Source organism: Lentibacillus sp. JNUCC-1 (assembly GCF_009741735.1).
GTDB lineage: Bacteria > Bacillota > Bacilli > Bacillales > Amphibacillaceae > Lentibacillus_B.
Window position 1 is genome coordinate 333,854 of record NZ_WHOH01000001.1, and the last position, 15,627, is coordinate 349,480.

General features: G+C 44.4%; 8 protein-coding genes and 4 pseudogenes. 1 reads left to right on the forward strand and 11 read right to left on the reverse strand.

Features of this window, described 5'->3' with window-relative positions; all coding sequences use genetic code 11:
• Nucleotides 1-56: 56 nt before the first annotated feature.
• The 8 genes and pseudogenes from JNUCC1_RS01670 to JNUCC1_RS01705 form a co-directional block, all read right to left on the reverse strand.
• Nucleotides 57-617, reverse strand: a complete 561-nt coding sequence (locus tag JNUCC1_RS01670) for a hypothetical protein (RefSeq protein WP_331713555.1) — start codon at nucleotides 615-617, stop codon at nucleotides 57-59.
• The gene (locus tag JNUCC1_RS01675) at nucleotides 614-1,249 is read right to left on the reverse strand and encodes an SCO family protein (RefSeq protein WP_156643716.1); all 636 of its coding nucleotides are present in this window, start codon (nucleotides 1,247-1,249) and stop codon (nucleotides 614-616) included. Before JNUCC1_RS01675 ends, JNUCC1_RS01670 begins: the two co-directional genes overlap by 4 nt.
• A gap of 130 nt (nucleotides 1,250-1,379) precedes the next feature.
• Nucleotides 1,380-3,065 (reverse strand): cbb3-type cytochrome c oxidase subunit I, encoded by a 1,686-nt coding sequence (locus JNUCC1_RS01680; RefSeq protein WP_156643717.1) that lies wholly within the window; start codon nucleotides 3,063-3,065, stop codon nucleotides 1,380-1,382.
• A gap of 14 nt (nucleotides 3,066-3,079) precedes the next feature.
• A complete protein-coding gene (locus JNUCC1_RS01685; protein ID WP_156643718.1) occupies nucleotides 3,080-3,541 on the reverse strand; it encodes a cytochrome c oxidase subunit II in 462 nt (153 codons plus the stop codon).
• A gap of 33 nt (nucleotides 3,542-3,574) precedes the next feature.
• A complete protein-coding gene (locus JNUCC1_RS01690) occupies nucleotides 3,575-3,721 on the reverse strand; it encodes a cytochrome c oxidase subunit 2A (RefSeq protein ID WP_156643719.1) in 147 nt (48 codons plus the stop codon).
• Nucleotides 3,722-3,934: 213 nt separating this feature from the next.
• A pseudogene (gene addA, locus JNUCC1_RS01695) lies at nucleotides 3,935-7,673 on the reverse strand (helicase-exonuclease AddAB subunit AddA).
• Nucleotides 7,667-11,175, reverse strand: a pseudogene (addB, locus tag JNUCC1_RS01700) (helicase-exonuclease AddAB subunit AddB). The pseudogenes addA and addB overlap by 7 nt, the downstream one beginning before the upstream one ends.
• A 108-nt stretch (nucleotides 11,176-11,283) precedes the next feature.
• Nucleotides 11,284-11,933, reverse strand: a pseudogene (locus tag JNUCC1_RS01705) (TVP38/TMEM64 family protein).
• A gap of 211 nt (nucleotides 11,934-12,144) precedes the next feature.
• Between JNUCC1_RS01705 and JNUCC1_RS01710 the strand changes: the two are divergent.
• The gene (locus JNUCC1_RS01710) at nucleotides 12,145-12,534 is read left to right on the forward strand and encodes a hypothetical protein (RefSeq protein ID WP_156643720.1); all 390 of its coding nucleotides are present in this window, start codon (nucleotides 12,145-12,147) and stop codon (nucleotides 12,532-12,534) included.
• Here the strand turns inward: JNUCC1_RS01710 and JNUCC1_RS01715 are convergent.
• The 3 genes and pseudogenes from JNUCC1_RS01715 to JNUCC1_RS01725 all read right to left on the reverse strand — a co-directional run bounded on the left by JNUCC1_RS01715 (nucleotide 12,482) and on the right by JNUCC1_RS01725 (nucleotide 15,606).
• Nucleotides 12,482-13,009 (reverse strand): competence protein ComK, encoded by a 528-nt coding sequence (locus tag JNUCC1_RS01715; RefSeq protein WP_156643721.1) that lies wholly within the window; start codon nucleotides 13,007-13,009, stop codon nucleotides 12,482-12,484. The two genes, JNUCC1_RS01710 and JNUCC1_RS01715, sit on opposite strands and share 53 nt — an antisense overlap.
• A 907-nt stretch (nucleotides 13,010-13,916) precedes the next feature.
• Nucleotides 13,917-14,587 (reverse strand): annotated as a pseudogene (locus JNUCC1_RS01720) (NAD(P)H-dependent oxidoreductase).
• 23 nt (nucleotides 14,588-14,610) lie between these two features.
• On the reverse strand, nucleotides 14,611-15,606 hold the full coding sequence (locus JNUCC1_RS01725) for a lipoate--protein ligase (RefSeq protein WP_331713556.1): 996 nt from the start codon (nucleotides 15,604-15,606) through the stop codon (nucleotides 14,611-14,613).
• Nucleotides 15,607-15,627 lie beyond the last annotated feature (21 nt).

Below are 15,627 nucleotides of genomic sequence, written 5' to 3' on the forward strand. Positions count from 1 at the left end.
CCACCGCGGCATGTTTTGCCATGGTGGTTTCTTTTCTGTTTGTAAAAAGCGTATCCTTATTCATAATCTGCAGGATCGATGAAAAGCATTTGTGCGAGATACACCAGTATGGCAGCGCCCATTGTAATATAGCCCCATCCCAATGTGACCTGTTCGATCTGGAGATAGTTATTGCACAACTGCACCGGGGAAAAAATGTACAAAGCACCCATCGCAGCAAATGATACCAGAAAAAAGATAAATACCATATTCTTCGCTGCTTTTCCCAATTTTGTCCAACTGTCACGAAGCGGAACCCCAGCCAAAAATGGTAAACTGACAAACTTAAAGATTTCCATAACAGACAGTGTTAATGCTTCGTCCATAGTCCGCGGCACCATCCAGTACAGCATAATAATTAAGAACAAAACAATGCCGGGAATGCCATTCCTGTTATACTTGGAGAAAACGGCAGGGCATTTTTTCTGAAACCATGGGGCTATTAAAAATCCGGCAATGACAAAGAGCGGCATTTGCATATGCATATGAATGATCATAATAGATTCCAGCAATTCCGCTACTGGAGGAAGCATGAGAAACACCCACATCGCTAATCCAACTTTGACTTGTGTCATCATACATCACCACCCTTTTCCTCCAAAATAGTTCGGATGGTTTCAGCGGCAGCTTCCGGCTGTTTGTAATCCATAACATTTTCCAGACGTCCTTCAGGGTTTACCAGGTAAAAGGCTGAGTTATGAGTGAAATTACCATTATCATCCGGTATAACGATCACACCAAAAGCATCTAAAAGACTATTAAGTTCTTCCTGATCATTAATTCTGGCCATTCGCCATGTTTCACCGTCACTGTCAAAATAACCTCTGTACGTTGACAGAGTTTCGGGTGTATCCTGTTCGGGATCAAAACTGACACTCAAAAACACAATGTCCTCTCCCAAAACATCCTCAGGTAATGCCTGGTATACTTCAGACATGTTCATTTCAAGCTGTGGACATACATCGGTACATGCGGTATATATGAATGTAATCAGCACATATTTCCCCGCAAATTCGGAAAAAGGATAGACACGCTCTTGGCTGTCTTCCAGTGTCACTTCCGGAAACACAGGCTGACTGTCGATCAAATTGTGTTTACGCGCTGTTTCCGCTGTGAAAGCACTGAACCCGTCCGTTCCGATGAAAAACAATAAAAAACCAAACAACAGAACCAGTCCAAGCGCCACCTTACTTTCCTTTCCCTTCAACATACCGACCACTTCCTTTATAAAAAAGCTCTAAACGTTTGAGTCAGATCTAAAATGCATAGAATTTAAAAATGATGAAAGAACAGCCACAGCCGGGATTGCTTGGGCTTTTGGCTGTTCTTGTTTTTTATGATTACCAAGTTTTAAATGGTGGTGATCCTGGAGGTGCATTGCCGATAAAGTCGACGAGCGGAATCACGTAGCCCATTGCAACGACGATCAACATAATGAAGATCCAGCGTGTCCAGCGCTCTGTCCAGAATGGTGTTTTCGACGCACTTTCTTCTGGCTCTGCAATCGGGAATTCTTCTTGCCCTTTTGGCGCACGGAACATGAGGTGAAAAACAGCGTATACCTGCATGATGACACCAATGATTAACAGTGTGCCGCCAATAGCAAGGAAGATCAAATATGGATCCCAGCCTAAAGCTGTGGCATGGTCACCATACGTTGAGAATGATGTCCGTCTTGGAGAGCCCAGCAGGCCAACAAGGTGCATTGCGATTGACATCGTGGACATACCCACGGTCCAGATAATTGTCTGAATGACACCGAATTTATTCATTTTAGGTGTGAGAATCCGTCCTGACACATATGGAACGAGCCAGTAACTCATGCCGAAGAAGGTCATAACAGCTGTCATTCCAAGTGTTAGGTGAAAGTGTCCAACAATCCACATGGTGTTATGAACGACCTGGTCCAGCTGGTTCATTGTCTGAACCACACCGCCAGCACCAGCAGGGATGAAAGCGATCATGGCAATCATTGGTGCCAAGAAACGCACGTCGCCCCAAGGCAGTTTCTTAAACCAGCCAAACAGTCCTTTAGCGCCTTTTTTGCGACCAGTTTTTTCAAACACGGAAAACATAGCATATGCAGTCATCAGTGAAGGGAAACCAATTGCCAAACTCATGAACACGTGAAGGAATTTGACTGTTTCCGAAATGCCGGGGTCCACGATCTGGTGGTGGAAACCTCCCGGTATATTCAAGATTACAAGCAGGATTACGACAAGCCGAGTGAGTAAGTCACTGAAACGTCTCCCTCCCATAATTTTAGGTACAATAACATACCAGGCGGAGACAGCTGTTAAATACCAGATATTTACCAAAGTGTGACCAAATGCCCAGAACAAAGTCCGGCTCAACATGACGTTGATCGTATCAACCCAGCCAAATGACCAAGGAATAATCAGACCGATCACTTCAATGGCAACAGGCAGACTTCCGAAGAACAACAGTATAAATACACCAGTTGCAAAGAACGATAGAATCGGAATGTGTTTACCTTTATTTTGTTTGCGCCAATGAGCAACATTGATAAAGGCTCCGAATGCACACATCCAAACACCTACTACAATCAAAGCCAAGCCAACATAAAACCAGGGTGAAGCGGCCATTGGCGGATAAAAAGTATACATAACAGATGCTTCGTTCATCAGAATTGGGATAAGAGCCATGACGAACCCAACAATTTTAAGACCGAAACCGATCCAAGCCATTGTCCGAACTTCAGCTAAAAGCCCTCCAAGAGTATGTGATAATGCAGCGTAAAAATATCCAATTGTAAAGAACGATGTAAAGACCAGTACTAAGAATAAGCCGTGTGCTGTCAAAATCTGATAATAATTCATCCAGGTTGGCAATTCCAGCAGACCTGCTCTATTCAGCCCCTGTAAAAGCCCAAGAAAACCACCGACAAGCAAAGCGAGAAAGGTTACGATAAAATAAGTTCTGGAAATACGTGCGTCTTTCTCGTTGATTCCTAATACACGATTGGTTTTTTCCATGATTGTGTTTTGCTTTAATACAGCTTCCATCTGTTCTCCCTCCTTTATTTCACCTTAATGGTTGTGCTCATGGCCTGGTGGCCGGCACCACAATATTCGTTACATAGAACTAGATAATCTCCCGGTTTGTCAAACTTCTGGGTAATTTTTTGAACATAACCTGGCATTACCATGGCATTAATGTTTGTACCTGCTACTTGGAACCCGTGAACAACATCTTTTGATGTCATTGTAAAGTGAACAGTTGATCCGGCCGGAATTTCTATATCTGTTGGCGTAAAGCTGAATATTTGCAGAGTCATGACGACTTCATATTCGTTTTCACCAATTTTTTTAACGCCGGGATTGTCAAAAGGGGCTGTTTCATCCACCTTTTCCGGATCCAGTGTTTCCTGATGACTTGGTGGCCCCATTTCGAGTGCAAAAGCCTGATAACCGATAAAAAACATAAATCCTAATATCATAAGACTGCTCGCGATCAGCCAAAACTTTTCATAGCGATGCATAAGTGCTTCCTCCTTTTTATAAGCAGATGTCTGTTAAACTCTCATCATATAAATGCCCCAAATCGCAAACCACAGAAGTGCAATAAAGCCACCTATAAGCAGTACTGAAACCAATGTGCCTTTCATGGAAACCTCTTCATGGTCTGTATGTGCCATCTCTGTCTTCTTTGGAGAAGTCATCCCGCTCACCCTTTCCTTTTGTTCTTGTATATAGAATAAATGAGAGCAGTTCTCACTTAAGTGAAGCAAATCACGCCCCTAGTGTGATTCAAATCACAGCCATACCATAACTAGAAAAAAAGACGTAAAAAAAGAACTTCAAAACCTTGCCGTGCAAGGAATTGAAGCTCTTAGAACACTTGTAACAAATCCGACACAATGTGCTCTAGATATTTATAATTTAAGGGTTGCAGGTGATTCTCCGCCTAAATTAAAGAAATATAAATATGTGCTGGCAACGGGGACTTGCCAAATTTGTTCGATCGCATGTCGATACAACTTAATTTGAACTTCATATCGTTTCTTAAGCTGGTTAATAACAGCATCATCCGCTTCGCCCCTAATTCGATCTGTCTTATAATCAAGCAGGATTAGGCCATCTTCTGTTGGAATCGCACAGTCAATCACACCCTGAACAAGCACCTTTTCATCTGTCTCTCCCCTCCAGTCCGCATATACATCATCTGCAGGAAGTGCGAGACTGAATGGAATTTCACGATAGAGCTCAGAGGCATTAATCATAAGACTTGCGATATCCGTTTGAAAAAAAGATGCAATTGCTTCTGTATCAACGGTTTCCGCCTGTTTTGCGGTAAGTATTTCTTTGTGGACAAGCCCTTCTGTAAAGGCAGAAACCTCAGCTTCTGACATTTGGGCATTAAACGGAATGTGTTGCATGACAGCGTGCATGATTGTTCCTCGTTCAGCCGCTGATATGCTTTGTTCCTTTTGCATGAAATTCGGCCGCTTTACGATCGGAGCCTGAAACGATTTCACAAGGCCCTCCCCACTATATTCATCACGGATCTCACGCTGGCGCTTGATTTCTGTAACAGACTGCTTTGCCCGGCTCTCTGCTGCTTGTTTATAAGGATACACAAAATCAAGACGGCGTGTAACCTCTCCTTCAAGACTTTCGTCCAGATCCACTGGCACAGACGTCCATGCTTCGATATGAGCTTTTAAGGTGTCTGCCCCCAGCGCCCCATCCTCATCCATGTTGGCATAATCACTTCCATGGACTATGGTTACCTCCCATTTGGATGGGTCAATTCGAATATCTTCCAGAACCGCATCCGCCATCTCTTCTGCTCTCAGAACCTCATTCATCTCATGACGTGCAAGAGCAGGCCCTACCCAATCTAAATATGAGTTAGCCTTTATGCGATAATGGGCCGGAAGCACCCATTCACCATGTTCAATCATTTGAACCCATTTCTCTTGTTTTTTTGCGAATGAATTGACGTTACCAATCATGACGAGTTTTTCTTTCGCCCGGGTCAACGCTACATATAGGACCCGCATCTCTTCAGCAAGCATCTCGCGCTTTTTCTCCTGCTTCATGGCATGGTAATACAAAGTTGGATAAGAGATTCGCTTTTCGGGGTCAATATACCGTGTTGCGAATCCAAGATCTTTGTGCAGCAAATAACGCTGACGCAAATCAGTCATATTAAATTGTTTATCCATTCCTCCCAGAATAACCACTGGAAATTCGAGACCTTTACTCTTATGGATCGTCATGATCCTGACAACATCCTCTTGTTCACTAAGTGCGCGGGCTGCCCCAAGGTCATCATCGCGTTCTTCCATACGCTCAATAAATCTAAGGAACCTGAATAGGCCCGAAATGCTGTGGTTTCATAACTCCTGGCCCGGTCATACAGCGCTCTGAGATTTGCTTGCCGCTGGCGTCCGCCTGGCATACCGCCAACAAAGTCGTAATAGCCTGTTTCACGATAAATTTGCCAGACCAAATCTGACAGAGCCCTTCTCTTGCCGCAAGCCGAAACCGCTCGAACAGCTCCAGAAAGCGTTCTACTTTTTGAAGTGTTTCTCCTGATGACGTCGTACGCATATAAGCTTTTAGCGCATCATAATACGTGCCGCGCCGATCAGCCAAACGGATTTGTGTCAATGCTTCTTCATTCAGACCGACAATCGGCGACCGCAGAACAGATGCAAGCGGAATATCCTGCCGCGGGTTATCAATGACTTTCAGCGTATTTAGAAGAATCTTCACTTCAATGGCCGCAAAATATCCTGTGGATAACTCAGCATACACCGGAATTCCCTGTTTCTTCAATTCATCTACAATGGTAGGTGCCCAGCTCATGCCTCGTTGCAAGATTACGATGTCACGGAATTGCAGATCCCGTTGTTTGCCGGTCGCCTTATCGACAACTTGCATCGGCTTGGCTTCTTTTTGTCCGATCCATGTTTTAATTTTGTCTGCATAGGCGCGGGCTTCAAGCTCGGCCTTCTCTAGATCAAGATAGTCTTCATCCCCGTCCTGCGCATCAGTTTCATATTCATCAGAGGCTTCTCGATCAATAAGAATGAGCTCAGGATCAGGTGCAGAAGCAGGCATTTCATCGTATGACATGTTTCCATAGATCAGTTCTGCTGCTTCGTCATACACCATATCTCCAAGATCTTCGTCCAAAATTTGTCTGAAGATATAGTTAGCACCTGACAGCACTTCCTTTCTGCTGCGAAAATTACGCGCAAGGTCAATTCTTTCACCTGGCTCACGGTCTTTGGCAAAGCGTTTATATTTGTCCAGAAACAAAGATGGTTCGGCATGTCGGAACCCATATATGCTTTGCTTCACATCCCCAACCATAAATCGGTTCCCCGCTCCCTCTTCATCGCTCACCAGCTGCAGAATCGTCTCTTGAACCAAGTTTGTATCCTGATATTCGTCGACAAGAACCTCACTGAATTGTTTCTTCAGCTGTTTCGCAACACTTGAGGCCTGTACTGAGCCATCTGGTGCGATATCTTCAATGAGAATCTGCAGACAAAAATGTTCCAGATCTGAAAAATCCACAACACCGCTTTCCTGTTTTTTCTTAGAAAAGCTGATCTTAAACGCTTTGACCAAATTGGTCAACTGTCTGATCACAGGCGCAAGTTCCTGCATATCGGCAACATGACCCTCGAGGTTACGGCTGAACCATTCGCCCTTCATATCGTTCCAGCGTTTTTTATAGCCGTCGCGCAGTTTCTTCACACGCTCTTTTATGTCCTCGCTGCCATCAGATTTTTTACGTGACAATGCTGCAAATTTGCTCTCAGTCATAAAGGTCTGCAGCTGATTCCAATCATCAGATAGCTTTAACGCTTCGTCTACCATGGCAAAGTCCCGATCAATCGCTTCCGCGTAGGGATAAGGACCATCCGGCAATTGGGTCATCTGATGGGCCAAATTCATTTCTGAACGAATTGCTGTCAGTTCACTTTGAACCTCACGCCTGATAATTTCAAGCCATCCCAGGTTTTCTTCGCTCCAATCATCCGAAATTTCATAAACTGAAGCAAGCTGATCAAGCCAAGCTTCAGGCTGTGGATGCTGCATAGCGAATGTATACACCTTCAAAATCAGATCCTCTATATCCACATCACTTCTGTCACTTGAAAATCGATCCACCACTGCAAAAAAGCTTCTCTGGTCCGCACCTTCCTGTCCATACCAGTTCTCTAGCAGATCGTCCAGAACATCCTGTTTCATTAAATCCGCTTCCATATCATTAGCGATGCGAAACGCTGGATCAATATCAAGGACGTAAGCATATTGTTTAATCACATCAAGGCAAAACGAATGCAAAGTTGAAATCGATGCACGCTGCAAAAGAGACAGCTGTTTTTTCAAATGATTGGACTCGGGATTATCCGCAAGCGCTTTTTCCAGTGCTTCACCAACCCGGTTGCGCATTTCCTGAGCGGCAGCATTTGTGAATGTTACTACAAGCAAGCTGTCTATATCCACCGGATTGTCAGTACGGACCAGCTTTTGAATGATCCGCTCCACCAATACAGCCGTCTTTCCTGAGCCGGCAGCAGCAGCGACCAGCACATCGCGTCCAGCTGTATAAATCGCCCTTTCTTGTTCTGTTGTCCATTTTACCATTGTGTTTCCTCCTTGCTCCGGCGCAACTCTTCCATAACGTCTTCATCACTCATTGATTTCAGTTTTCGGTATTGATTGTCTTCAAGCGCCGTATCGAATTGACAAACTGAGAGAAACGGGCAATAGGTGCATGGAATATGCTGCTTTTGTAAATAAGGATTCAAATCCACATGTCCCGATGTCATATCAAGGCCTGCTGTCTGCATAAGCTGATGAATATGCGCCTGCAGAGCGTTGAATGTTCCTTGGTCAGCAATCTTTGAATCATTGTAAAAGCCGCCATTTTTCCTGACGCCGGCCGGCACGATCTGACTGCGCCCGGAACTGAGGGACGTGTCCATCATCTGCACAATCGATTCATCAGCGAGCAGCATCCCCTGCATTTTATACTGTTTGAAAATCTCTTCAACAAGCTGATCCTCCGGCATGTTGCTATTCCGATTAATCAGCGGGTTGTGCACGTGAAAATATAAGACGCCACCCGGGGTCGCCTGCTTGCCGAGCCATGTCTCTGAATGGGTTAGAATCACATCAAGATAGGCAAGCATTTGCAGCGCAAGGCCGTAATATACATCAATAAGGCTTAATCCCTTGGCACTTGATTTATAATCGATAATCCGCAAATACAACTGCTCGTTGCGCACAGCTTGATCCACCCGGTCGATTCGTCCACGCAGCATAAGGTTGTAGCCATTTGCAAGCGGAAGTGTAAGTGCCGGCAGCGTTTCGTTTTTCCCTGTTCCGAATCCAAGTTCCAGACCGACTGGTGAAAAGTCGCTGTACCGTGCTTGTTCACTCAGTACATACGTTGCGCGCGCAATCACTTCACGCAATTTCTTTTGAATATATAAGTACCGGTTTGAACTATGCAAAATTTGATGCTGCAGAACAGGCGCAAGTTCATTGACGGCTCTGTCCGCATATTGGTCTGTCTCGTTCTTGGAGAGATCTGCGAAATGGCGCCCTTCCCCTTGCACCCATTCTGTGATCTGCTTCAATGCTTCGTGGAAGAGTTGTCCAATATCTGGTGCGTCCAATTTATATGTCTTTCTCTCCTCAAGCCCGAGACTGTATTTGGCGAAGTGCTGATAGGAACAGCTGTAATAGGTCTCGAGCCGGGAAACACTTGCTTTCACGGTTTTGTCATATAACTTCTCAGTTGTGTCTTCTGACAGATTCACAGGGGTGTTATGGTAATATAAACTTTGCAAAATGCGATACGTACTTTCATTCTTTTTCGTATGGGCAATATACCAATTAAGCACATGCCACCAGATCGACTGGACCGGGTAGCCTTTCCGATAACGTGCAAGCTGGGATGTAAGTGCCGCCCGGGTTCTTAGGGGTGTGGTAATGAATCGGTTGGCTTCCAGCAATTCATCTGGATCCTGCAAAAGCAGATGCTCAGTCAAAGATGGAAACAGACTCTCCAGCCGGCTAATGAGTGGTGATGGCATTTTCGACTTGCCTTCTTCATCACTTAATGGATAACTCACCCATAAATGATCACGGGCTAAGGTGAGTGCGGTATACATGAAAAACCAATCATCAAGCAACTCCCGGCGTCCGGCGTCTGCCAGTTCAAATCCGTTGTCACGCAACAGCTCACGTTCTTCCTCATTGATCATCCCGTCTATCGGCGGTTTCATTGGCCAGATCCCGTCGTTTACCCCGAGTAAAAAGGCACACTGAATATGACTTAGACGAGAACGGTCCACGGTACCGACAATGACGTGGTCCATACTTGGAGGCACATGGGCAAACGTGAGCGTTTCAAGCCCGGACTCAATCGTTTTTTTGAAAACTGCGAGCGACATAGGTTCGTTTCCCGCCGTCTCAACCAACTCCTCAAGCAGCTGGATCAAGGCTTGCCATACTTGCTCCTGTTCGCGGCCTCTTTCAATTTTCCCCTCTTCATCATAAAATGTACGCATCGCTTCCAGTTGTGCTGGGACCCCGAGATGCTCAAGCAATAAAAATAATTCTTCACAAAATGCCCTTACTGTAGTCGCTTGGCGCATATTGTGATCGAAATCAGCCAAGCCCTGAGCCACCTGACGTCTGTACGCATTAATGTTCTCTTGCGTTTCTTTCTCCTGATCTGTTTGGGAGGCGTCCTCAAATCCACGAAACCGCTGGAATACCCAGTCCTCATCACTAAGCCAGCGTCCTCGTGACTTCACGCCATATTCAAGCACATAATTTTCAAGTTCATCAATGGCGTCCGGCGTCAATGGCGCGCTAGAATCTGTTGCAGGAATAAAACCGGTTTTCAGCACACGAAACACAGCATCATATCGCCAGTTCCCCTCAATAACGTCTAATGACGATCGGAGCATTTCGATCAGCGGGTGATTGAGCATTGACCGCTTTTCATCAATAAACACCGGGATATCATGATCATTAAAAACCGTGGCAATCAGATCATGATACACATCCGCCTGTCTCATCAAAATAGCAATATCACGATAACGATACCCCTCATCCCGTACGAGTCTGATTATTTCTTGGGCCGCACCTTCAACTTCCGCCCTCGGATGAACAGCTTCAGCAATTTGAATCGGCACCTCGGCTTTTTCATAAGGAACTGGCGGTCTTACATCAAATTGGGTCTCAAGATGAGCAAAAGCTGGTCTGTCTTTGAAGCGTCCCTGATCGGCAGGCAACACATCATCTTCTTCTATCGGAAGGCCATTTTCACGGGCTATGTTTTTCAATGCCTGACAAGTCGTTTTTGTCCGGAAAAACAGATCCAGCTCCTGAACGGCATATGTTGGCACCTCATCGCTTGTCAGAGCAATCGTCACCCGGCGGCATGTCTTAAGAAGTTGTTCAATAACAAACAACTCCTTTGGCGAAAAACTGTGAAAACCAGCCAGGTAAATCTCTGCATCCTGAAACATGTTTGTCTGAGGGATTTTTTCTGCAAGTATTTGCAGTTGGTCTTCCCCATCCATATACTGACCCTGCAACAGATCTGTGAACTTATCATAAATGTAGACCAGATCTTCAAGCTTATCAGTCAGTACCTGTTCAGATGTATATTTGTGCTGGAAGCGCGCCATCTCATCGATCTGACTTTTCAGCATTTCTGGCGTAATTAAATACCGTTTAAATTCTGTCATCATCGCTTCCAGACGCTCGAGAAATCCTTGTTTTTCCTTCGCCTTCTGAAAAACATTCCATTCGTCTTGCCTTTCCTCCATAATTTTTCTAAGCATCATTTGCACACCAATGGAGCTGATAAACTGACGTGTTCCTCCCCCGCTTCCTGAAGCACACGCCAGGCCAACCTGGAAAAACTCATCACCTGTGCCCGTATACTCCCCGGAACATCATGAGGATGAAACAGACTGTATTCTTCCTGAAAAGTCATTTGATCTGGCACAATATAAAAAATTGCCGAGCCTTGTGGTTTGGCAACAACTTGTTCTTTGATTTCATCTCGGATCGCTTGACTCTTATCAGTCCCGGCTCCCCCAAGCAATACACGCAATCCCACAGCACTTCCCCTCATCTTGGCGTTAAAATCTTTTAAAAAAACGTGTTCGTCTTTTCATTTTATCAAAGACGAACACGTTTATATAGCAGATTGATATATAAAATAAGCTTATTCTTCTCTTTGTTCACGCTCATCAAGAGCACCACGGCGCTGCAGCCTTTTCTCAATAAACTTTCCAACTACCCAAAACAGCAAAATACAAACAGCCACAACGATTGTCCGCACTGGATTTTCCGCAAACGAAAGAATGCTCGATCCAATGTAGGCAATCGAAAAAATCATCACTGACTTTCCAAGTAACACAGCCAGTATAAACTGTTGGGTGCTGATCTTCGACAATCCTGATACCACGTTAATAACAGATGAAGGTGAAAACGGAAAACACATCAGTAAAAATAAAGCACCAAATCCATGTCGCTCCAGCCATTTGGTGACCGTTGTAACTTGTTTATTTCTCCGGATTGCCTTGAACAGACGCTTGTCCCCAGCTTTTGAACTAACAGGAAGACGCCAATTGCCCCACCACTCGCGCCAATCCAAGACCACAAAAATCCTTTAACAAGCCCATATGCGGCTCCGTTGGCAATAACAAACACGACAAGTGGCAAAAACGGTAAAAAAGCTTCTATTAATGGCAGCAGAATCCCAGGCAGCGGCCCGAGGCTTTCATAATCATTCAACAATTGAAAGATGTATTCATCCAATTCATCGTTCTCGTACATAAACTTCAGGTTTGTGATGATGTTCATAACAGGCATGCAGCAAATTCTCCTCATTCAGACGACATACATTACTTGTCAAACTCTACTATACAACGTTTTAATGCGTTTTTCCATTATGTATAGTCTTAGCAAGTTCAGCCTCTTTCTTTCATTTCCATAATTTTTTATGCTAAACGGTTTATTTTTTTTTATTTTAACATATAATAGAGTAAAGAACACTTGTTCCTGTCCCGAGGAGGGGTATCTAATGAGTTACTTGAACAAAGAAGAATTGCAAATTGCTTCACGCTTTCTCTTTTTATCAATGGCCGTGGTCGTGGTTGAACAAGACGCAAAACGGATCCGTCAGGGCAATTTTAAAATTAAAGAACCATATACAGAACTTCTGGGCAAAATGGCAACTATCGCCAAAAATGAACGGCGCACCTTACGGAAAAAAATGCAGCAGCAAGAAATTGAGGTCGTCACCCTAAACCAAAACGAAACTTTTTCATCTTACTTGTTTTTGTGTAAAGGACGAGAAGAACAACGTAACTACTTTAATCCGGCGATTCGCAAAAAAGTGGAGGCCATTGTGCGTGAGCTCATGTCAGCGGCTTTGGCACCTTCCCGGGATTATGCTTCTGCAAAAGCTTAATCCGATGGTCCAATAAATAACGGAATTGCGCTGTGCGTTGAATTTGATTCAGCATAGAGCCGAATGACACATCGATTACAACTTTCTTGCCATTCTTAAAGTAGATTTCCGTCTGGTTTTTGCCTGCTTGGAAAATGTCATCAATATGGGAATGAGCGATCCAGGAGCATTGGCGGTGTGCAGGTGAGGCTGTCGGGAAGAAATACATGCCGCTTATGGGATCAATGGATATAGGGGCCTTGTGTGTAATACCGCATATGTCTTTGGTACCGTCCTGACGACCGCGCAGACTGGCTCCAAAGAAGCGGCATGCCTCATCAATGATCTTGCTGGGTGTCTGTTTTACGACATACTCGTCTTGTTCTTCCATTACAAAAGTCTGCGTCTTTCCGAACTGATCTTGATTCGCAATAACAGCCAATGTCAGAGGTGAAATTTCATGCGAGGGCATTGTTGTGTGATAGTGTTCCAACATGAATGAATCATTCCCTTCAATATTGGAAAGAAAAAAGAGGCTTCTTAAATAATTTAGCAAATTTTTACACAAAAATACAGCAAAAACTGATTTTTAGACAAAAGTTCACAAATTGTTCACAATTACACTCCCCAGCACCTGATCTCTCTTTCATATAACTTAGCCTTCCAAGGACACAATTTAAGTAAACTGCGAACTAACTAAGTAGATTTTATGACTGCCACTGGCAACCGCTCGGGGAAAACACTCCGCGTCCAGTGGGCGCTGATGAGCCTCCTCGCGCTACGCGCTGTGGGGTCTCATCTAGGCTTTTGCTCCCACGGGAGTCTCCGTGTTTTCCCCGAGCTGGGTATGAGAGGTTATTCTCTTACTCATATGAGAGTAGAACCGTCCAAGCCACTTAATAACATAGAGTGATTGGAGCGGAGGGAAGTCGACTCCTGCGGGAACAGCACGAATCCGAAGACCCCACAGCGGTGGTCTTTCCGCAAGGAGGCTGAGGCCGTGCCCGCGGAAAGCGACTTCACGCAGCGCAAATCACGATACTCTCATTGTGGTGGTTAGTGTCCTTCTCGTTAAGTAAGTGAGGTTTCTTCTAAAATATTTGATTCGAGTTTTCATTAGTTCGCAGTTTGTGTCGATTGTTTGTTGGATGAGGGGACAGTTGTTTTTAAAAGATGTTTTCTTGTTTGGGTGTTTTAGGTTTTGGGGTTTTGTTGTCGGGTTGGTGTTGTATTTCTTTATTCGGTATTGCAGTTGGTGAGCCTGTGCATGGAAATCTGGATTTATGCAGTAAACGTTGATAATTCTTCTGGTACATGAGCCATGTCCCACACCTCCTATCAAAATAGGCCCGGTATTATACCGGGCCTTACTTGAAGTATGACGACAAAACGTATTTTTCAACTTATGCCCAGTGGACCACGTCTTCTGAAGACTGACGGGCCTTTTCTCTAGGCGGATCTTCTTTTCGATAACCGAAAGCTGCCATGACAGATACACCAAAGGCGTCTTTATCCAACACGCCTTCCTGTTGCAACAAGTCTTCCACAGCTTCCCGGTCAAACCCTTCCATCGGAGTGGAATCTATTCCGCTCAAAGCGGCCGCAGTAGCATGTTGCCAAGCGCAATATAAGTTTGTTTAGAGGCCCAATCAAAAAGCGTGCGGTCATTATCGAGAATCTTATTGAGCTCCTGAAAACTCTTGAAGCTCCCGACGGCACGGTCAATAATGTCTTTGGGCATCTTCTGCACATGTGTCATTTGGTTCAACATATGTTCCGAGTCATAACGTAGGTTTTTCCGGGCCAAGAGAATGACAAAATGAGATGCAGTTCTTAATTTTTCTGCTGCACCTGGTGCAACTGGCAACAGTTTTTGGCGAAGTTCAGGGTTTTGCACAACTAAGAACTGCCATGGCTCACTTCCAAGCGAACTGGGCGACAGTCGCCCGGCTTCTAAAATAAAATCAAAATCCTCATTTGAAATCTGTCGGGTGTCATCATATACTTTCGTGGCGTGACGAAAATGATAAGCTGCCAAGATGTCTTCTCTATTGATGTTTGCTTGCTTTAGCATGTTTGGTTCATCCTTTTCAAATATTAATAAATCAAGTTGATAAATTGTTCTTTTGTGATCTTCCCTAGGTAATAAGACACATCAATGTCTTCAAGGGCCGCTTCAATCGCCTGGCGTTCATGACGTGCTCCTGTCAGTCTGTCCTCAAGTACATGAACATCTCCAAGTCCGAAGAAGTCCCCATAGATTGTACAATTTTCAATGATGCCTTTTTTAACGTCGAGGCGCACATCTAAAAGACCGGAGTCGAATTTATGCGAGTGTTTCACGTTAAATGAAGGTGACTTCCCGAAATTCCAGTCCCAGTTATTGTAGCGCTCTGCTGAAATTTGGTGGACGTTCTCCCAATCCTTATCTGTTAATTCATAACGGGGAACATCCTTTACGTCTTCAACGTCGAAAATATAGCGCAAGATCATATTCTTGAACTCATCCATTGTCATCTTGGCTTCAAGAAATTCAGAGATATTAGCGACACGACTGCGGATTGACTTAATCCCTTTTGATGTGATTTTGGCTTTATTGACGTTAAGTGCAGATACGACGTGCTCAATCTCGGAATCGAACATTAATGTGCCGTGGCTGAACATACGACCTTTCTTTGAGAACTGAGCATTACCTGAAATCTTGCGTCCATCTGCCAAAAGATCATTACGTCCCTCAAGCTTGGCCGGCACTCCAATTTGATTGAGCGCTTCAACGACAGGTTTCGTGAACTTTTCGAAGTTATGAAAGCTTTCTCCGTCGTCTTTTGTGATAAAGCTGAAATTTAAATTGCCTTCATCATGATAAACCGCTCCGCCGCCAGACAGACGCCGAACAACTTTAATACCATTTTCTTCAACATAGTCCGTATTGATCTCTTCAACCGTATTTTGATTACGGCCGATGATAATCGATGGCTTATTGATGTAGAATAAAAGGTATGTATCTTCTTCACCGAAATTCTCCAGTACGTATTCTTCCAGAGCCAAATTAATGGTTGGATCTGTAATCCCTTTGTTATCAATAAATTTCACAAGTGTGCCCTCCCTTTTTAA

Excerpts from the sequence above, each read along its gene's own strand:
- JNUCC1_RS01670 (WP_331713555.1), bottom strand. The coding sequence starts at position 617 with ATGATGACACAAGTCAAAGTTGGATTAGCGATGTGGGTGTTTCTCATG.
- JNUCC1_RS01675 (WP_156643716.1), bottom strand. The coding sequence starts at position 1,249 with ATGTTGAAGGGAAAGGAAAGTAAGGTGGCGCTTGGACTGGTTCTGTTG.
- JNUCC1_RS01680 (WP_156643717.1), bottom strand. The coding sequence starts at position 3,065 with ATGGAAGCTGTATTAAAGCAAAACACAATCATGGAAAAAACCAATCGT.
- JNUCC1_RS01685 (WP_156643718.1), bottom strand. The coding sequence starts at position 3,541 with ATGCATCGCTATGAAAAGTTTTGGCTGATCGCGAGCAGTCTTATGATA.
- JNUCC1_RS01690 (WP_156643719.1), bottom strand. The coding sequence starts at position 3,721 with ATGACTTCTCCAAAGAAGACAGAGATGGCACATACAGACCATGAAGAG.
- JNUCC1_RS01710 (WP_156643720.1), top strand. The coding sequence starts at position 12,145 with ATGAGTTACTTGAACAAAGAAGAATTGCAAATTGCTTCACGCTTTCTC.
- JNUCC1_RS01715 (WP_156643721.1), bottom strand. The coding sequence starts at position 13,009 with ATGTTGGAACACTATCACACAACAATGCCCTCGCATGAAATTTCACCT.